Source organism: uncultured Nocardioides sp. (assembly GCF_902805925.1).
In the GTDB taxonomy this organism is placed as follows: Bacteria; Actinomycetota; Actinomycetes; order Propionibacteriales; family Nocardioidaceae; genus Nocardioides.
This window is the reverse complement of record NZ_CADCUP010000198.1, coordinates 1-17,459: the sequence shown is the minus strand read 5'-3', so window position 1 is coordinate 17,459 and position 17,459 is coordinate 1. Positions and strand designations below refer to the sequence as shown.

The following is a 17,459-nucleotide window of genomic DNA, read 5'->3' as shown; positions in this document are numbered from 1 at the left end:
TGCTCACCGCCACCGGGCGTGGTGAAGGCGGCGGCGGAGTCCTCGGTGGCGGGGTGCAGGTCGGCCCACCGGCACGCCGCCACCAGCAGCTCCGCCTCCGCACGGTCGGCGATGGCACGGCGCGAACGGGCGTAGCCGAGCACCGCTGCCGCGGTGTCGGGAAGCTCGCTCGTCATGGTGGCCATAGGAGAACTCAACCAGGGACCACCGACATTTCGAGGCCTCCAGGACGCCCCCTGTGGACGACCAATCGCGACGTCCCTCCGACCTGTTTCGAGGCTCGTCGCCGGCGCTCCTTCACACCTCGACCGGCCGCCGGCGCGTCGCACTGCGCATCAGTCCGGCACCCAGCAGACGCCGTACCGCTGCCCGGCCCGCCACTGGGCGCGGGTGGGCCGCTCCTCGCTCCACGTGAGGTTCAGCGGGTCGGCGGCGGCGTCCCGCGCGCGGGAGCGACACGTGCCCTGCATGGCGTCGGCCACCTGCTGCGCCGTGGGGTACGCCGACCCGCCGAGGTCGACGGTGGCGATGGCGCGCCACGCGTGCCGGGCGGAGCAGGCGACGCGGCGCGAGGCTCGACGACCGGGCTCGGCGGTCGCGCACAGGGCCAGCGCGTCGAGCGAGCCCTCCAGCGGGCGGGGAAGCCTCAGCAGTCGCCCGGCCCCCGCGGTCGCGATGGCGTCGCAGCGGAACCAGCGGGCGCCGGCAGCAGCCTCCTCGAGCGTCGGGGTGAACCACACCGTCTCGACCAGGGAGAGCCGCAGTGCCTCGCGGCCGGCGCCCAGGTGCGGCCCGAGCCGCTGCGTGCACGTCTCCTGCGCCTTCCGCTGCGCGCGCGCCGAGTCGACCTCGACGCCCCGGTCCAGCCGGCCGACGCGGAAGGTCCGCGCGGTGTGCGGGCGCCGGCACCGGACGGGCGCGGCGTCCACGGTGGGCGCGACGGCCTCGTCGTACGTCAGGCGGTAGCAGGCGCCGTTCTGCGGCGGCTCGGGGGACACGGGCTCGGGAGCCGTGGTCGGGGCCGCAGGGGTGCTCGAGGCCCGTGACCCGGCGGGGGCCGCGGCGTCGTCACCGCTGCACCCGGCGCCCAGCGCCGCGGCGACGAGCAGCGCGGCGACGACCTCACGCATGCCGCGCCTCCAGCAGCGCCGCGAGCGTGCCTCCGAGCTCGTACGCCGCCTCGCGCTGCGCCTCGCCGACGTCGCCGAGCACCTCGAGCACCGCCGCGGCCTGCGACCACGACAGCGCCTGCACGATCGACTGCACCGAGCGCACCGCACCGGTCGTGTCGTAGCGGCCGTGCACCCACAGGCCGAACGGCTTCCTGCCCGCGCCGGCCACCGCGGCCGACCCGTCGTCGCCGAGCGCGCCGCCGGCCTCGAGGAAGATCGTGTCGAAGAAGTGCTTGAGCGCTCCTGACATGTAGCCGAAGTTGGCCGTCGTGCCGAGCAGGTAGCCGTCGGCGGAGAGGACGTCGTCAGCACGGGCGTCGAGCGCCGCGCGCACCACCACGTGGATCCCCTCGACGGCGTCGTCGTGCGCGCCGGCGACGACCGCGTCCGTGAGCGCCCGCACCGTCGGGGTGGGGGAGTGGTGGACGATCAGCAGCCGCGGCATGCGAATCAGGCTAGAGGGCCTTGCAGAGGTGCACGTCGGCCTCCCCTGCGACGGGCAGGCCGTCGGAGCGGGCGAGCTCGGCGTACCCCGAGCGCTGAGAGAGACCCGGCGCCTGGAAGGTGGACGACACCAGCACCTGGGTCGTGGTCCACGGCCGCGCCCTGCCACAGCGCTCAGGAACGGGGCACCGGAGCGGGCGGCCAGGACGAGCCGTCGAGCAGTGCCCGCTCGCCCAGGGGCGCGCCGAGCTCCAGCGTGCGCTCGACCGACGGGTTGCCCGGACACGACGCCGACTCGGGCGGCGTCGTCGTCCAGTAGACGGTGACGGACTGGTCGGTCTCCACGACCGTGGGCTCGTGGAGGAAGGGGCCGGGGTCCCGGGCGCCGGTGCAGGCGATCTCGGAGACCACGACGGTCACCTCGCCGGTGTCGGCGGCGGGGGCCGAGAGCCCCGTGACCTCCACCCAGCCGTCGGCGTCGTCGGCCAGCACGGGCCCCAGGTGCGGGCAGTCGCCGCCGCCCAGCCACCGCCACCGCCGACCCTCGCGGGCCATCGCGAAGGTCCGTGCCCCCTCGGCCGGCCCGGCCTCGGTCCAGGAGCCCAGCCCCAGGGTCAGGGCGTCGCCGTCGCCGGCCAGCACCCGCCACTCCGTCTCCTCCGCCCCGGCGCTCAGGAACGACAGCTCCAGCTCCCCGGACAGCTCCGGGTCGGCGAGCAGCTCCCGGAAGGCCTCGACCACCACGTCCCGCTCCACCACCCCGGGCACGCCGTCGGCCATCACGGCCGGGGACCAGGAGGAACCGCTCCCGCAGCCCACCTGCACCTCGCCGTCGACCGTGCGCACCGGCAGGCGCTTCGGCTCGGAGGCCACACTCGTCTGCGCGCCGCACCCGACCACCAGCAGCAGCAGCGGTACGGCGGCCAGCAGGCCTCGGGGCTCCATCCCGACATCGTGGTGCACCGCGATGCGGACACGCACGTGCCACCCGGGCATCGTGCGGATATCGTGATCACGTCATGAAGCGCGCACTGCTCCTCCTTCGCCGCCGCAGCGAGGCCTGACGCCGGGCCCCCTCGCTGCGGAGAGCGTGGCGTGCACCGGCCCCGACCACCTCTCGCAGCCGAGGAACCCCATGACCCACCTGAGCAACAGCACCAATGCGCAGTCCCCGTCCGGGATGCCCTTCCAGCGGTACGTCGCCTTTGAGCCCGTCGACGTCCCGGACCGCACGTGGCCGACCAGGAGGGTCACCCACGCGCCGCGGTGGCTCTCCACCGACCTGCGCGACGGCAACCAGGCCCTGATCGACCCGATGACCCCGGCGCGCAAGCTCACGATGTTCGACCTGCTGGTGAAGCTGGGCTACAAGGAGATCGAGGTCGGCTTCCCGAGCGCCAGCCAGGCCGACTTCGACTTCGTGCGCAAGCTCGTCGAGGAGGACCGCATCCCCGACGACGTGCAGATCTCCGTGCTGACCCAGGCGCGCGAGGACCTCATCGAGCGCACGGTCCAGTCGCTGGTCGGCGTCGACCGGGCGACCGTGCACCTCTACAACGCGACCGCACCGCTCTTCCAGCGCGTGGTCTTCGGCGTCACGCCCGACGAGTGCCGCGCCATCGCCACCCGCGGCACCGAGATGGTCATGAAGTACGCCGAGGAGCTGCTGGGCGACCTCGTGGGCGGCGAGCGGTTCGGCTACCAGTACAGCCCCGAGATCTTCACCCAGACCGGCACCGACTTCGCGCTCGACGTCTGCGAGGCGGTCAGCGACGTGTGGCAGCCCGAGGCGGGGCGGGAGATCATCCTCAACCTGCCGGCGACGGTCGAGATGTCGACGCCCAACACCTACGCCGACCAGATCGAGTACTTCATCCGCGGCCTGACGCGGCGTGAGCACTCCGCGGTCTCCCTGCACCCCCACAACGACCGGGGCACCGCCGTCGCCGCCACCGAGCTGGCGCTGATGGCCGGCGCCGACCGCGTCGAGGGCTGCCTCTTCGGCCACGGCGAGCGCACCGGCAACGTCTGCCTGGTGACGCTCGCGATGAACCTGTTCAGCCAGGGCATCGACCCCCAGGTCGACCTCGGCGACATCGACGAGGTACGCCGCACCGTGGAGTACTGCACCAACCTCCCCGTCCACCCGCGCCACCCCTACGCCGGCGACCTCGTCTACACCGCCTTCTCCGGCTCCCACCAGGACGCCATCAAGAAGGGCCTCGAGGACCTCGAGAGGCAGGCGGCAGCGACGGGCGTCGACGTGCACGACCTGCCGTGGGAGGCGCCGTACCTCCCGATCGACCCCAAGGACGTCGGCCGCACCTACGAGGCGGTCATCCGTGTGAACAGCCAGTCGGGCAAGGGCGGCGTGGCCTACCTGCTGAAGTCCGAGCACCGGCTCGACCTGCCCCGCCGCGCGCAGATCGAGTTCAGCCGCGTCGTGCAGGGCCGCACCGACGCCGAGGGCGGCGAGGTCACGCCGCAGGAGATCTGGCAGGTCTTCTCCGACGAGTACCTCCACCCCACCACCCCGCTCTCGCTCGACTCGGTGCACACCTCCTCGGCGGCCGGCGAGAAGGACCAGCTCACGGTCGGCGTGCACGTCGAGGGCGTGCTCACCACCCTCAGCGGCACGGGCAACGGTCCGATCGCTGCGTTCGTCAGCGCCATCAACGAGCTGCCGCAGCAGTACGACGTGCGGGTGCTCGACTACCACGAGCACGCCCTGTCCTCGGGCGGGGACGCGATCGCCGCGGCGTACGTCGAGTGCGCGGTGGGTGACCAGGTGCTGTGGGGCGTGGGGCTGGACGCCAACATCGTCACCGCCAGCCTCAGGGCGGTCACCAGCGCGGTCAACCGCGCCTAGCCCGCGGCCGCCGGCGAGACGCGTGCCGGCGTTCTGCTCAGGGACGCCCGGCGCGCACCGATAGACCTGTGACGTCCCCGAGAACAGACAGGAGCCCGATCATGGACATCCGCGTGAACAAGGCACTCTCCTACGTCGACGGACAGCTCTCCGACGGCCGGCCCGTCGAGGTCAGCACCGTCGACGACGCACCGCGCCACGACTCCGAGACCCGCACCCGTGCCACCCACGAGTGGCTGCACGGCACCGTGCTGGTGCTGATCGAGGGCGACGCCCCGCCGCGGGTGGTGGTGCCCGTGCACCACATCAGCGACGCGGTGGTCGGCGAGGCCCTGCGCCGCTGGCTGGTCCTGGCCGCCTGAGCCTCGCGGCCCGGTCGGCCGCCACGGTCAGCCGGTCGAGCCGAGCCGGCGCGTGCGCTCGCGGTGGAGCGGCAGGGTCACCGACACCGTCGTGCCCTGCAGGTGCTCGGACTCGATGCTGACGGTGCCGCCGTGGGCCGCGACGACCGCCTGCACGATCGCGAGCCCGAGACCGGTGCCCTGGATGTGCCGCAGCTGCGAGGTGGAGCTGCGCCAGAACCTGTCGAAGAGCCCCTGCTGCTCCTCCTTGGGGATGCCCAGGCCGGTGTCGCGCACGGTGATCATCGCCTCGTCCGGCCGGGTGTCGAGGCGACACGCGACCGACCCGCCGTCCTCGGTGAACTTCACGGCGTTGCTGAGCAGGTTCGTGAGCACGCGCTCGAGGTGCGGGCCGTCACCGAGGACCACCACCGGCCACGCGGGGCTCTGGAAGGACACCGCGATGTCGCGCTCCTTGAGCAGCGGCGCGACGGCCGACTCCGCGGCGCGGACCGTCTGGGTGAGGTCGACCTCGGTGCGCTCCCACCGGAGGCTGTCCGCCGCCAGGCCGTTGAGGGTCAGCAGGTTGTTGGCGAGGGTGATGAGGCGCTCGCCGTTGCGGTTGATGGCGTCGAGGGCGGAGAGCTGCTCCTCGGCCACGTCGCCGAAGCCGCGGTCGATGAGCACCTCGGTGTAGCCCACGATGTTCGCCACCGGCGTGCGGAGCTCGTGGCTGACCGTGGAGACGAACTCGTCCTTGGCGGCGTCGAGGTCGCGGAGGCGGTCGACGACGAGCCGCTCCTTCTCGAGCGCCGAGACCAGCAGCTCCTCGCTGCGGCGGACGTCGGTCACGTCGCTGGCGACGCAGAGGTAGCCCACCTGGTGGCCGTAGCTGTCCTCGACGACGCTGAGCGTCATCGACACCAGCGTGGAGGAGCCGTCGCCGCGGCACCAGCGCCAGTCCTCGGAGATGGTGCGCCCGCCGGTCATGCTGCTGGCCAGGGTGTCGAAGGTCGCCGGGGCCTCCTGCTCGGCCGTCCACGCCGCGAAGGCGTCCGGCTCGAGGAGCTCGGTGAAGTCCATGCCGAGGGCGGCGTAGCTGTCGTAGCCGAGGATCTGCTCGGCACCGGCGTTGAAGACGGTGATGCGGCCCCGGTCGTCGAGGCCGATCAGGGCGGTGCTCAGCGCGGCCGCCAGCATGTGTCGCATCAACCCCGACGCGTTGCGCTCCACGGTGACGTCGAGCCCGGTGAGCACGGCGTACGCCGCGTCGCCGTGCTCGTCGCGCACCACGTCGTTGCTCCACAGGATCCGCAGCAGGTCGCCGTCGCGGGTGTTGACGCCCGACTCGCCGGCGCCGACGATGCCGCGGCCCGAGGGGTCGTCGTACATCGCCCGGACGGCCTCGCGAGACTCCGGCGAGGTGATGGTCTCCCAGATCGGCCGGCCGACGAGGTGCTTCTCGGGGAAGCCGGTGATCCGCGTCGTGGCGCGGTTGACGCGCAGCACGGTGCCGCGCATGTCCGCCACCAGGATGAAGCAGGGGGTGGCGTCCAGGGTGATGTCGGTGAGCGCACGCTCGGCCCGCAGGCCGGCCGTGGCCTCGCGCTCGGTGGTGAGGTCGAGCAGCTGGGCGCTGAACATGGGCTCCTCGTAGGGCCCGGCCAGCCGGGCGATCGAGACCGCGATGCGGCTCCCGGGGCGGTCGACCAGGGTGCCCTCGTCGCGCCAGCCGTCGAGGCTGCCCTGCAGCATCGACGCGGTGACCTCCGCCATGGGGGTGTCGGTGGCGACGACGGCGTCCAGCGGCAGGCCGATGAGGCGGTCGACCCGCCGTCCGAGCAGCCCGGCGGAGGTGGTGTTGGCGTCGAAGATCTCCAGCCGGCCGTCGCCCGTCCGCAGGACGAGGATGGAGAGCAGCGACTCGGAGAAGTTCTGGCGGAAGAGCTCGCTGCTGGCGCGGACCCGCTCGAGGAGGCGGCGTCCCTGCTCGACGTTGACCGCCAGCGGCACGCAGATGAGCACCATGCAGACGAGGAAGGTCTGCACCAGCGAGGTCGCGGCGAGCAGGCTGTCGCTGTCGAAGCCCACAGCGAAGGGTCCCCGGTTGAGCGCCGTCGAGCCGGTCGCGACGAGTGCCAGCGCGGCGACCTGCCAGGCGACCACCCGCAGCCCGAACTGGAAGGCCGCCCAGACGAGGAACGGCAGCGGCAGGAAGGTCATGGCCAGGGCGTCGCTGAACCAGAACGTCCCGATCGCGGCCACCGTGAGGATGGTCGACTGCAGGACGAGCTCGGAGCCGCGGATCGGCAGCAACGACCGCCGCCAGCTCAGCGCCAACGGCGTGATGACGAGGATCGCGGCGGCGTGGGACGGCGCGATCGTGAGCAGGAGGTCGCGGGAGTCGCCGGTCCCGGTGACGGGCGGGATGGCCAGGGCGCCCGCCACTCCTCCCAGGCCGGCGGACAGGCAGGCCGCCGCGAAGAGACGGAGGAAGTCGCGCTGGGTCACCATGGTCGGTCCGCCGGGGCGCCGGCGCACGAGGACGGCGAAGAGCGCGCCCTCGGCGACCACGATGAGGCTGAGGACGACGGAGAGGTCCAGGGGTCGCCCGAACACGAGGTTGGCGGAGCCGTTGGCGAGCAGCGCGAGCGGCAGGGCCCACCACCACCAGGACCGGCTCGTCACCGTGGCGAGCACGGCCACGACACCGACGGCCGGCCACCACGTGACCACCTCGGTGGGACCCGGTGCGGTGATGCCCAGGGCCAGGCAGGCCGCAGCGAGGACGAGGACGAGGAGCGCCACGACGGCGCGCCGATCGCCCAGTTCCCGAGCCCTGGTCGACATGTCTCCGATCCTTGCAGGCCCGGCCCCGTGTCCGCACTCTCCGCAGGAGGAAAATTGATCGTCTCGGTCACATCTCGCCCCGTGGTGGTACGGCGGCGACGACGGGGCGCTCGCGCACGGCCGTGCCGGCCGCCGTACCCGGGGCCGGGCAGGCACAATGAGGGGGTGCCCCTCTACCGCGACGAGGCGATCGTGCTGCGCACCCACAAGCTGGGCGAGGCCGACCGCATCATCACCCTGCTGACGCGTCAGCACGGTCGGGTGCGGGCCGTGGCGAAGGGCGTGCGTCGCACCACCTCGCGGTGGGGGTCCCGGCTGGAGCCGTTCACCCACGTCGACCTGCAGCTCGCGGAGGGCCGTTCGCTCGACGTGATCACGCAAGCCGAGACGATCACGCCGTTCCACGGCCGCCTCGGTCTCGACTACGACCGCTACACCGCCGGCACCGCGATGCTGGAGACCGCCGAGCGCCTGGTGGTGGAGGACAAGGAGCCCGCGCTCCAGCAGTTCCTCCTGCTGGTCGGTGGCCTGCGCGCGATGGCGGCGGGGGAGCAGCGGGCCGGGCAGGTGCTCGACTCCTACCTGCTGCGCTCGCTGTCGGTGGCCGGCTACGCGCCGTCGTTCGACCACTGCGTGCGCTGCGGCGAGGTGGGTCCGCACCGGTTCTTCAGCCCCTCGTCGGGCGGGGTGCTGTGCTCGCACTGCCGGGTGCCGGGCTCGGCCACGCCGGCGCCCGAGACGCTGCTGCTGATGAGCGCCCTGCTCACCGGCGACTGGCCGGCGGTGGCCGCCACCGAGCCGCGACACCGCAAGGAGGCCAGCGGCCTGGTCTCGGCCTACCTGCACTGGCACCTCGAGCGCGGCCTGCGGTCGCTGGAGCACGTCGAGCGCTGACCGGCCGGCGCACGCCCTAGTCTGCTCTGCGTGAAGCGAGCAGTCCGACCGCCGACGCCGCACCCCAGCGGCGCCCGGCCTCCCGCCGTGCCCCGCGAGCTGGTGCCGCGCCACGTCGCGGTCGTGATGGACGGCAACGGCCGCTGGGCCAAGGAGCGCGGGCTCCCGCGCACTCGCGGGCACGAGGCCGGGGAGAGCTCGCTCTTCGACGTGGTCGAGGGCGCGATCGAGATCGGCGTGCGCGCCGTGTCGGCCTACGCCTTCTCCACCGAGAACTGGTCGCGGTCGCCCGATGAGGTGCGGTTCCTGATGGGCTTCAACCGCGACGTGATCCGCCGCCGGCGCGACGAGATGCACGAGCTCGGCGTGCGGGTCCGCTGGGCCGGGCGTGCGCCGCGGCTGTGGAGGTCGGTGGTCAAGGAGCTCCGGGTGGCCGAGGAGCTGACGCGCGAGAACGACGTGCTCACGCTGACGATGTGCGTCAACTACGGCGGCCGGGCCGAGCTCGCCGACGCGGCCCGGTCGATCGCGAGGGAGGTTGCCGCCGGCCGCCTCGACCCCGAGAAGGTCGACCAGAGGGTCTTCGCCCGCCACCTCTACGTGCCCGGGTGGAGCGACGCCGACCTGGTCTGGCGCACCTCGGGGGAGCAGCGGCTCTCCAACTTCATGCTCTGGCAGTCGGCGTACTCCGAGCTCGTCTTCACCGATGTGCTCTGGCCCGACGTCGACCGGCGCCACCTGTGGGAGGCGATCGACACCTACGCGCGGCGCGACCGGAGGTACGGCGGCGCGCTGCCGAACGCCTAGGACGAGCCGGAGCAGGCGGTGCAGGTGCCGAAGATCTCCAGGGTGTGGCTGACGTCGGTGAAGCCGTGCTGCTCGGCGATCGCCCGGGTCCAACGCTCGACGGCAGGCCCCTCCACCTCCACCGTCGCGCCGCACGAGCGGCACACCAGGTGGTGGTGGTGGCTGTCGGAGCAGCTGCGGTAGACCGCCTCGCCGTCCTCGTTGCGCAGGACGTCGACCTCACCGGCGTCGGCCAGCGCCGCCAGCGTGCGGTAGACGGTGGCCAGCCCGACCTTCTCGCCGGCGCTGGTCAGCAGCTCGTGGATGTCCTGGGCGGAGCGGAAGTCGGCGAAGGTGCCGAGCACGCCGACCACCGCCCGCCGCTGCCGGGTGGGCCGCAGCGGACCGGGGTCAGTGCTCGTCATAGTGCTTCTCGTGGGCTGCGTGGCGGTGGCCGTCGTGGACGTAGTCGAGGTGGTCGCCGTGCTGGACCGCGCGGTGGCCGCACTCCTCGCCGTGCTCGTGGGGATGCTCGGTCGTCAGGTGCTCCGGGGGTACGACGCCCGCGAAGGGCGCCGCACGGCGTCGGCGCTGTCGCAGCAGCAGGCCCACCGGCCAGGCCAGCAGGAAGCCCGTGAGCGAGGTCAGCACGATCGCCGGTCCGGGGGCCACGTCGGCGCGGTAGGAGACCAGCGCCGAGACGAGCACCCCGCCGAGCGACGCGGCGACGCCGAGGCCCATCGCGAGCGCCAGCGTGGTGCGGAAGGACCGGGTGACCTGCTGCGCGGTGGCGACCGGCACGACCATGAGCGCCGAGACCAGCAGCAGGCCCACCGTGCGCATCGCGACGGTGACCGACACCGCGGCCACGACCGCCACCAGGATGTTGTAGGCGCGGGTGCTGAGGCCGGCCACGCGGGCGAACTCCTCGTCCTGGGCCACGGCGAAGAGCTGGGGCGCGAGCCCCACGCAGAGCACGATGACGACGGCCGCCAGGCCCATCGTCACCAGCACGTCGCCGGGGGCGATGGTGAGGATGGAGCCGAAGAGGTAGCGCTGGAGGGGCGCCGTGCTCTGCCCGTCGAGCCCGGTGATGAGCACGCCACCGGCCAGGCCGCCGTAGAACAGCAGCGCCAGGGCGACGTCGCCGTTGGTGTGGCCCCGCTCGCGGATCAGCTCCATGAGGAAGGCGCCGACGACCGCCACGGCCACCGCGGTCCACGTGGGCGAGGCGCCGGTGACGAGGCCGAGCGCGACGCCGGTGACGGCGACGTGCCCGATGCCGTCGCCCATCAGCGCCAGCCGGCGCTGCACCAGGTAGGTCCCGACGGCCGGGGCCGCCAGCCCGGTGAGGAAGGCGGCGATGAGCGCGCGCTGCATGAACGGGGTGGAGAGCAGGTCGATCACGGTCGGCGCCCCTCGAACGGACCGGCGACGTGCGGGGCGTGGGCGTGGTCGCGCCGGCCGGCGTGGTGGTGATGGGTGTGCGGCTCGCCGAACGCCGGGTCGTGCACCTCGTGGTCGGCCAGGGGAGCGCCGTCGTAGGCCTTGCGGCCGTCGCGCATCACCACCGCCCGGTGGACCAGCGGCGCCATCGGCCCGAGCTCGTGGGCGACGAGCACGATCGTCGCCCCGCGCCCGGAGAGCACGGCCAGGGTGTCGGCCAGGGCCTGCTGGTTGGGCAGGTCGACCCCGGCCGTCGGCTCGTCGAGGAAGAAGAGGTCCGGCTCGCCGGCGAGGGCCCGGGCGATGAGCACCCGCTGCTGCTGGCCGCCGGAGAGCGTCGAGACGCCGAGGCGCGCGAGGTCGGTCAGGCCGACCACCTCGAGCGCCTCGCCGATCGCCCGCCGGTCGTCTCGCGAGAGCGGCCGGAACAGCCGGCGGTGGGTGAGCCGGCCGGAGGCGACCACCTCCCAGACCGAGGCGGGCACCCCGGAGCCCGCCCCGCTGCGCTGCGGCACGAAGCCCACGCGGTGCCAGTCGTGGAACTGCTCCAGCGGCGTCCCGAAGAGCGACAGCGAGCCCGACGTCAGGTCCCGCAGGCCGGTGAGGGCGCGCACCAGGGTCGACTTGCCCGATCCGTTGGCCCCCATCAACGCGACGAACTCACCGCTGTGGACGGTGAGGTCGATGCCGCGCAGGATGGGGCGCCCCTCGATGGCGACGCCGCCGTCGAGGAGCCGGACGGGGTCGCTCAGCATCCGTTGGCCTCCTGCAGGGCGCCGAGGTTGCGGCGCATGATCGTGAGGTAGTCGTCGTCCTCGTCGTCGGCCGACAGCCCCTCGAGGGGGTCCAGCACGGCCGTGTCGATGTCGAGGTCACCTGCGAGACTGCTCGACGGCGCCGCCGACGTCAACGGCTCGGAGAAGACCGTGGTGACGCCCTCGTCGCGGATCAGCGCCTGGAGCCGCTGCAGGTCGGCGGGCGTGGGCTCCGCGTCGGGGGAGAGGCCGACGATCGGCTCGAGGTGGATGCCGTACTTGGCGAGGTAGCCGAACGCGTCGTGGGAGACCACGACCGTGTCCCGCTCGCACTGCGCCAGCCCGTCGGCGTACTCGGCGTCGAGGCCCTCCAGCTCGGCGCGCAGCGCGGCCGCGTTGTCGTCGTACGTCGCGGCGTTGTCGGGGTCCACCTCTCCGAGCTCGGCCGCGACCGCGTCGCCGACGTCGGCCAGCCGGAGCGGGTCGAGCCAGAAGTGCGGGTCGGTGGAGCCGTGGCCGTGCTCCTCCTCCTCGGCGTGCCCCTCCTCACCGTGGTCCTCGGCGGGGAGCAGGTCGGCGGCGCTCGTCACGTCGAGCACCCGGCCGGTCGCGTTGGTCTCGGTGGCGTCGTCGACGGCGGGCTGGAAGCCCTCCTCCAGGACCACCAGGTCGGCGTCGGCCAGCAGCCCGGTCTGCCGCACGTTCAGCTCCAGGTCGTGCGGCTCCTGCCCGGGCCGGGTGAGGTTCTCGACGCTGACCAGGTCCCCGCCCACCCGCTCCGCGGCGTACGCCAGGGGGTAGAACGCCGCGGCGGCCCGCACCTCCCCGGAGTCCGTGTCGCCGGCGGAGAACGCGGCGCACGAGGAGAGCAGGAGGCCACCGGCTAGGACCGCGACGAGCGTCGAGGAGTGATACATGAGAATGATTCTCAATCAGTTGAGAATCATTGTCAACTGCAGCGACCCGGCATACTGACGGGGTGCTGGTCGTCAACAGGTTCCGCGTGCCCGAGTCCGACCACGCGGCGTTCCGCGCCGACGTGGAGCGGGCCCGGGCCGCGCTGGCGGAGCGCCCGGGCTACCTCGACGGCACCATCGGGCGCAACGTCGACGACCCGACGCTGTGGGTGCTCAGCACCCGGTGGGAGCATGTCGGCGCCTATCGCCGCGCCCTGTCGGCGTACGACGTCAAGCTGCACGCCGTGCCGCTGCTCAGCCGGGCGATCGACGAGCCGAGCGCCTTCGAGCTCGTGGAGCCGGGAGCCGACCTCAACGTGCGCGCCGCCCGCTCGTTAGGCTGACCGCCTCCCGGACCGGCAGCCAGCCGGCCCGCACCACGAAAGTGAGCCACCGGTGGCCAAGGCGCCCGCAACGACCCTCGACCACGTCGTCTCCCTCTGCAAGCGGCGAGGCTTCGTCTACCCCTGCGGCGAGATCTACGGCGGCACCCGGTCGGCCTGGGACTACGGGCCGCTGGGCGTGGAGCTGAAGGAGAACATCAAGCGGCAGTGGTGGCGCTCCATGGTCACCGCGCGCGAGGACGTCGTCGGCCTCGACTCCAGCGTGATCCTGCCCACCCGCACCTGGGAGGCCAGTGGCCACCTGAGCACCTTCAGCGACCCGCTGACCGAGTGCCAGTCCTGCCACAAGCGCTTCCGCGAGGACCACCTCCAGGAGGACCACGCCGCCAAGAGGAGTGCTAAGGGTGACCCCGTCTCCCCTGATGATGTCGACATCAACGAGTCGGTGGCCTGCCCCAACTGCGGCACCCGAGGCGCGTGGACGCCTCCGCGCGCGTTCAACATGATGCTCAAGACCTACCTCGGCGTCATCGAGGACGAGTCGGGCCTGCACTACCTGCGCCCGGAGACCGCGCAGGGCATCTTCCTCAACTTCGCCAACGTGGTGACCAGCAGCCGCAAGAAGCCGCCGTTCGGCATCGCCCAGATGGGCAAGAGCTTCCGCAACGAGATCACGCCGGGCAACTTCATCTTCCGCACCCGCGAGTTCGAGCAGATGGAGATGGAGTACTTCGTCAAGCCGGGCGAGGACGAGGAGCTGCACCAGTACTGGATCGACACGCGCACCGCCTGGTACACCGGCCTGGGCATCAGCCCCGACAACCTGCGCCACTTCGAGCACCCCGCGGAGAAGCTCAGCCACTACTCCAAGCGCACCGTCGACATCGAGTTCCGCTTCGGCTTCTCCGGCCGTGACTTCGAGGAGCTCGAGGGCATCGCCAACCGCACCGACTTCGACCTCAGGCAGCACAGCGAGTTCTCCGGGCACGACCTCTCCTACTTCGACCAGGCTGGCGGCGAGCGCTACTTCCCCTACGTCATCGAGCCGGCCGCCGGCCTCACCCGCTCCCTGATGGCGTTCCTCATCGACGCCTACGAGGAGGACGAGGCGCCCAACACCAAGGGCGGTGTCGACAAGCGCACGGTGCTGCGCCTCGACCCGCGCCTGGCGCCCGTCAAGGTCGCGGTGCTCCCGCTGAGCCGCAACACCGACCTCAGCCCCAAGGCCAAGGCGCTGGCCGAGGAGCTGCGCCAGAGCTGGAACATCGAGTTCGACGACTCCGGTGCCATCGGCCGCCGCTACCGCCGCCAGGACGAGATCGGCACGCCGTACTGCGTCACCGTCGACTTCGACACCCTCGACGACAACGCCGTCACGGTCCGCGGGCGCGACTCCATGGTCCAGGAGCGGATCAGCCTCGAGGGGATCTCCGCCTACTTCGCGGAGCGCCTGCTCGGCTGCTGAGCCCGGACGATTTCGGGGAGCCACCCCCGCGAAAGACAATGGACCCATGACGCTGACCCTCGGCCCGCTCACGGTGCCCGTGCCGGTGGTGCTGGCCCCGATGGCCGGCATCACCAACGCCGCCTACCGGCGCGTGTGCGCCGAGCAGGGCGCCGGGCTCTACGTCTGCGAGATGATCACCTCGCGCGGCCTGGTCGAGCGGGACGAGACCACGCTGAAGATGCTGGCGTTCGACGAGCTCGAGACCACCCGGTCGGTGCAGCTCTACGGCACCGACCCGGTCTACATCGCGAAGGCGGCCGAGATCCTCTGCGCCGAGCACGGCGTCGACCACATCGACCTCAACTTCGGCTGCCCGGTCCCCAAGGTCACCCGCAAGGGCGGCGGGGGAGCGCTGCCCTGGAAGCGCGGGCTGCTGGCCGAGATCCTCACCGCCGCGGTGGCCGCCGCGGCGCCGTACGACGTGCCGGTGACGATGAAGACCCGCAAGGGCCTCGACGAGGACCACCTCACCTACCTCGACGCCGGCCGCATCGCCTCGGAGACCGGGGTGGCCGCGATCGCGCTGCACGGCCGCACGGTCGAGCAGGCCTACTCCGGGGAGGCCGACTGGGAGTCGATCGGGCGGCTGGTCGAGCACGTCGACATCCCGGTGCTGGGCAACGGCGACATCTGGGAGGCCTCCGACGCCCTGCGCATGGTGGAGCAGACGGGGGCCGCCGGCGTGGTCGTGGGTCGGGGCTGCCTGGGCCGCCCGTGGCTCTTCCGCGACCTCGCCGCCGCCTTCCGCGGTGAGTCGGTGGCGACCCTGCCCGACCTCGGCGAGGTCCGCGCCATGATGCGCCGGCACGCCGAGCTGCTGTGCGAGCACATGGGTGAGGAGCGGGGCTGCAAGGAGTTCCGCAAGCACGTCACGTGGTACCTCAAGGGCTTCCCCGCCGGGGGCGAGCTGCGCCGTGCCCTGGCGCTGGTGGACTCCCTCGCCACCCTCGACGCCCTGCTCGCAGAGCTCGACGGCGACGCCCCGTTCCCGGTCTCGGAGCTGGGCACCCCGCGTGGTCGCCAGGGGGCGCCGCGCAAGCGGGTGGCCCTGCCCGAGGGGTGGCTCGACGACGCCGACGGCACCGGCGCCCACCTCCAGGAGGACGCCCACGAGGTCACGGGAGGATGACGGGCCGGTCACGGCCCGGTCACGCTCGGTGAGGCGGGACACCCCCGCGGCAGGCGCCGGGAATGCAGGCGGTCGCGGCGGTCTGTGCTTGACTCGGCACTCGCGCCCCACCGTCTGATCGCGGAGGGGCGTTCCCCCGAGTCAGCAACAGCAAAGGATCAGCGCTGTGGCACATCATCGCCACAAGCGGGAAACCAATGCCCGCCGTTCCCCCCGCCTGCCCAAGGCAGCCCTCCTGTCCCTGCCCGTCGCCGTCGTGGCGACCGCCGCCGCGGTGACCCTCGGCGTCGTGGCCGAGCAGCCACCGCTGGGACGGGACCTGATGGCCTCGACCGCCACCGCGCCCTCCGGCCTCCGGGCCTCCATCGGCGGATCCGTCGACCGCGGTCCCGTCGTGACCCGCGGCTCGTCGCGGATGGCCAAGGCCGAGAAGCAGATAGACGCCGCACGCCGCGAGATCAAGGCCACCCGCCGCGAGATCAAGGCCACCCGCGTGGCCGTGCGCGAGGCCGACACTCGCCTGTGGACCACCGAGGACCTCAACGTGTGGAGCGAGTCCGGCGCCTCGGCGCGCGGGCTGGGCGTCGTCGACTCCGGCAGGAAGGTCCTCGTGACCGGCCGGAAGCGCGACGGTCGGGCCGAGATCGTCCTGGGAGGGGAGTCTCGCTGGGTCTCCACCGACTACCTCGACGACGAGAAGCCCGTGCCCGGCGTGCAGGCCATCGGCGGCAGCTGCACCAACGGCACCAGCGTCCCCAGCGGCGTCTCGCCCAACATCGTCAAGGTGCACCAGGCGGTCTGCGCGGCGTTCCCGCAGATCTCCAGCTACGGCACCTTCCGCAGCGACGGCGAGCACTCGCAGGGCCTGGCGATCGACATCATGGTCGGCGGGTCGCTCGGCTGGGAGATCGCCGAGCTCATCCGCGCCAACTACCAGGAGCTCGGCGTCTCCTACCTGATCTACTCACAGAGGATCTGGTCGGTCGAGCGCAGCGGCGAGGGCTGGCGCGGCATGTCCGACCGCGGGTCGACCACGGCCAACCACTACGACCACGTGCACGTCACGACGTACTGACCCTGCGGCGTCCGCCTTGGGGGGCGGGCTCAGCCGGCGGCGGCTGCGGGACGGCGCCGTCGACGCAGGCCCAGCATGTACGGCATCCCGGCCCCGGCGACGGCCAGCGTCCGCCCGAGGCGGGCGACCAGGGACGGGTCCGCGGGGACGGGAGCCGGCTCTGCGACGTCCGCGAGGTCGACGAAGTAGGACCGCACCGGCCCGATGCCCTCGAGGTCCTGCGCGACCTCCTGCGCGGGCATCGACGTGGCAGCGGAGCCGTAGAGCGCCTCGGAGAACAGGACGTACTCCGGCACGTCGACGGGGTTCTTGAGCATCCGGTGGACGTGGATGACGTCGATCCCCACGAGCTTGCGCCGCTGCCTGATGGTCTGGGTGGCCACGTCGCCCACGTGCGCCACGAACTTGAGGTGGAGGTCGTCCACCTGGGCACACCCGTGGCACGGGCACAGGTAGGCCGAGACGTAGCGGCGCTCGAGGTGGAAGGCTCGGTGCATGGCGACGGCGGCCCTGACGGTCGCCTGGACCGCCTCACCGGGGCCGGAGGCGTCCGCGCGGCGGGACAGGAAGGCCGCGTCGCCCTCGATCTCGATCAGCTCGAAGCCGGGAGCGGCGTCGACCACCGTCTCCAGCAGCCTCGCGGTGTTGACCTCCGCGTGCGCCAGGCTCATCCGGTGGGTGCTCATGTAGCGGGTGTAGCCCCCGATGTCTGCGATGAGGAGGAGCGAGCGCCCAGGCTGCATGTCTGCGAACCTACCAAGACCCGACCGCCGCCGCACGCCTCGGCGACGTGCCCTCAGGTCGGCATCCCGGCGTCGCCGTCCGGTGCGAACCGGTCGAGCCTGCCGTCGACGACCACCCCGGCCTCCCGGGCGCTGGGCGTGAAGCCGA

General features: G+C 72.6%; 18 protein-coding genes. 8 read left to right on the top strand and 10 right to left on the bottom strand.

From position 1 onward, the window contains the following. From QZX64_RS14495 to QZX64_RS14480, 4 genes are all read right to left on the bottom strand, one after another. The coding region (locus tag QZX64_RS14495; protein WP_295661170.1) for a hypothetical protein at positions 1-185 on the bottom strand (185 nt) is incomplete at its 3' end. A gap of 150 nt (positions 186-335) precedes the next feature. Next, positions 336-1,130, bottom strand: a complete 795-nt coding sequence (locus QZX64_RS14490) for a septum formation family protein (protein ID WP_295661168.1) — start codon at positions 1,128-1,130, stop codon at positions 336-338. Further along, positions 1,123-1,617, bottom strand: a complete 495-nt coding sequence (locus QZX64_RS14485; protein ID WP_295661166.1) for a flavodoxin family protein — start codon at positions 1,615-1,617, stop codon at positions 1,123-1,125. Before QZX64_RS14485 ends, QZX64_RS14490 begins: the two co-directional genes overlap by 8 nt. Before the next feature lie 173 nt (positions 1,618-1,790). Next, positions 1,791-2,561 (bottom strand): hypothetical protein, encoded by a 771-nt coding sequence (locus tag QZX64_RS14480; RefSeq protein WP_295661164.1) that lies wholly within the window; start codon positions 2,559-2,561, stop codon positions 1,791-1,793. A 190-nt stretch (positions 2,562-2,751) separates the two neighbouring features. Here QZX64_RS14480 and leuA point away from each other — a divergent pair, with 190 nt between their 5' ends. Both leuA and QZX64_RS14470 read left to right on the top strand, forming a co-directional pair. Then, positions 2,752-4,485, top strand: a complete 1,734-nt coding sequence (gene leuA / locus QZX64_RS14475; RefSeq protein ID WP_295661162.1) for a 2-isopropylmalate synthase — start codon at positions 2,752-2,754, stop codon at positions 4,483-4,485. Positions 4,486-4,586: 101 nt separating this feature from the next. Next, on the top strand, positions 4,587-4,847 hold the full coding sequence (locus QZX64_RS14470) for a hypothetical protein (protein WP_295661160.1): 261 nt from the start codon (positions 4,587-4,589) through the stop codon (positions 4,845-4,847). A 27-nt stretch (positions 4,848-4,874) separates the two neighbouring features. Here the strand turns inward: QZX64_RS14470 and QZX64_RS14465 are convergent, their stop codons facing one another. Continuing rightward, positions 4,875-7,676: an ATP-binding protein gene (locus QZX64_RS14465; protein ID WP_295661159.1), complete on the bottom strand. Its 2,802-nt coding sequence runs from the start codon at positions 7,674-7,676 to the stop codon at positions 4,875-4,877. A gap of 165 nt (positions 7,677-7,841) precedes the next feature. Here QZX64_RS14465 and recO point away from each other — a divergent pair, with 165 nt between their 5' ends. Next, positions 7,842-8,570, top strand: a complete 729-nt coding sequence (gene recO, locus QZX64_RS14460) for a DNA repair protein RecO (RefSeq protein WP_295661157.1) — start codon at positions 7,842-7,844, stop codon at positions 8,568-8,570. 30 nt (positions 8,571-8,600) lie between these two features. Beyond that, the gene (locus QZX64_RS14455) at positions 8,601-9,377 is read left to right on the top strand and encodes an isoprenyl transferase (RefSeq protein ID WP_295661155.1); all 777 of its coding nucleotides are present in this window, start codon (positions 8,601-8,603) and stop codon (positions 9,375-9,377) included. Here the strand turns inward: QZX64_RS14455 and QZX64_RS14450 are convergent. The 4 genes from QZX64_RS14450 to QZX64_RS14435 are packed head-to-tail and all read right to left on the bottom strand — an operon-like array spanning position 9,374 to position 12,474. Next, the gene (locus QZX64_RS14450) at positions 9,374-9,781 is read right to left on the bottom strand and encodes a Fur family transcriptional regulator (protein WP_295661153.1); all 408 of its coding nucleotides are present in this window, start codon (positions 9,779-9,781) and stop codon (positions 9,374-9,376) included. The genes QZX64_RS14455 and QZX64_RS14450 overlap by 4 nt on opposite strands. Continuing rightward, a complete protein-coding gene (locus QZX64_RS14445) occupies positions 9,768-10,763 on the bottom strand; it encodes a metal ABC transporter permease (RefSeq protein ID WP_366558557.1) in 996 nt (331 codons plus the stop codon). Before QZX64_RS14445 ends, QZX64_RS14450 begins: the two co-directional genes overlap by 14 nt. Further along, entirely contained in the window at positions 10,760-11,557 is a 798-nt protein-coding gene (locus QZX64_RS14440; RefSeq protein WP_295661151.1) for a metal ABC transporter ATP-binding protein, read from the bottom strand. Before QZX64_RS14440 ends, QZX64_RS14445 begins: the two co-directional genes overlap by 4 nt. Then, on the bottom strand, positions 11,551-12,474 hold the full coding sequence (locus QZX64_RS14435) for a metal ABC transporter substrate-binding protein (protein WP_295661148.1): 924 nt from the start codon (positions 12,472-12,474) through the stop codon (positions 11,551-11,553). The genes QZX64_RS14440 and QZX64_RS14435 overlap by 7 nt, the downstream gene beginning before the upstream one ends. A gap of 62 nt (positions 12,475-12,536) precedes the next feature. Between QZX64_RS14435 and QZX64_RS14430 the strand changes: the two genes are divergently transcribed. The 4 genes from QZX64_RS14430 (at position 12,537) to QZX64_RS14415 (ending at position 16,568) form a co-directional block, all read left to right on the top strand. Next, a complete protein-coding gene (locus QZX64_RS14430) occupies positions 12,537-12,857 on the top strand; it encodes an antibiotic biosynthesis monooxygenase (RefSeq protein ID WP_295661146.1) in 321 nt (106 codons plus the stop codon). 52 nt (positions 12,858-12,909) lie between these two features. Then, positions 12,910-14,322, top strand: coding sequence for a glycine--tRNA ligase (locus QZX64_RS14425; RefSeq protein ID WP_295661144.1), 1,413 nt, complete (start codon positions 12,910-12,912; stop codon positions 14,320-14,322). 46 nt (positions 14,323-14,368) lie between these two features. Then, entirely contained in the window at positions 14,369-15,493 is a 1,125-nt protein-coding gene (gene dusB / locus QZX64_RS14420) for a tRNA dihydrouridine synthase DusB (protein WP_295661143.1), read from the top strand. Positions 15,494-15,659: 166 nt separating this feature from the next. Further along, the gene (locus tag QZX64_RS14415) at positions 15,660-16,568 is read left to right on the top strand and encodes a hypothetical protein (protein WP_295661141.1); all 909 of its coding nucleotides are present in this window, start codon (positions 15,660-15,662) and stop codon (positions 16,566-16,568) included. 29 nt (positions 16,569-16,597) lie between these two features. On the opposite strand, the gene QZX64_RS14410 is transcribed toward QZX64_RS14415, so the two are convergent. Further along, positions 16,598-17,311 (bottom strand): DUF2652 domain-containing protein, encoded by a 714-nt coding sequence (locus QZX64_RS14410; protein WP_295661139.1) that lies wholly within the window; start codon positions 17,309-17,311, stop codon positions 16,598-16,600. Positions 17,312-17,459: the final 148 nt, after the last annotated feature.

What these genes read in the sequence shown, in the direction of transcription:
- QZX64_RS14465 (WP_295661159.1), bottom strand. Translation starts at nt 7,676, where the DNA reads ATGTCGACCAGGGCTCGGGAACTGGGCGATCGGCGCGCCGTCGTGGCG.
- QZX64_RS14410 (WP_295661139.1), bottom strand. Translation starts at nt 17,311, where the DNA reads ATGCAGCCTGGGCGCTCGCTCCTCCTCATCGCAGACATCGGGGGCTAC.
- QZX64_RS14490 (WP_295661168.1), bottom strand. Translation starts at nt 1,130, where the DNA reads ATGCGTGAGGTCGTCGCCGCGCTGCTCGTCGCCGCGGCGCTGGGCGCC.
- QZX64_RS14485 (WP_295661166.1), bottom strand. Translation starts at nt 1,617, where the DNA reads ATGCCGCGGCTGCTGATCGTCCACCACTCCCCCACCCCGACGGTGCGG.
- QZX64_RS14435 (WP_295661148.1), bottom strand. Translation starts at nt 12,474, where the DNA reads ATGTATCACTCCTCGACGCTCGTCGCGGTCCTAGCCGGTGGCCTCCTG.
- leuA (WP_295661162.1), top strand. Translation starts at nt 2,752, where the DNA reads ATGACCCACCTGAGCAACAGCACCAATGCGCAGTCCCCGTCCGGGATG.
- QZX64_RS14480 (WP_295661164.1), bottom strand. Translation starts at nt 2,561, where the DNA reads ATGGAGCCCCGAGGCCTGCTGGCCGCCGTACCGCTGCTGCTGCTGGTG.
- QZX64_RS14440 (WP_295661151.1), bottom strand. Translation starts at nt 11,557, where the DNA reads ATGCTGAGCGACCCCGTCCGGCTCCTCGACGGCGGCGTCGCCATCGAG.
- QZX64_RS14450 (WP_295661153.1), bottom strand. Translation starts at nt 9,781, where the DNA reads ATGACGAGCACTGACCCCGGTCCGCTGCGGCCCACCCGGCAGCGGCGG.
- QZX64_RS14470 (WP_295661160.1), top strand. Translation starts at nt 4,587, where the DNA reads ATGGACATCCGCGTGAACAAGGCACTCTCCTACGTCGACGGACAGCTC.
- dusB (WP_295661143.1), top strand. Translation starts at nt 14,369, where the DNA reads ATGACGCTGACCCTCGGCCCGCTCACGGTGCCCGTGCCGGTGGTGCTG.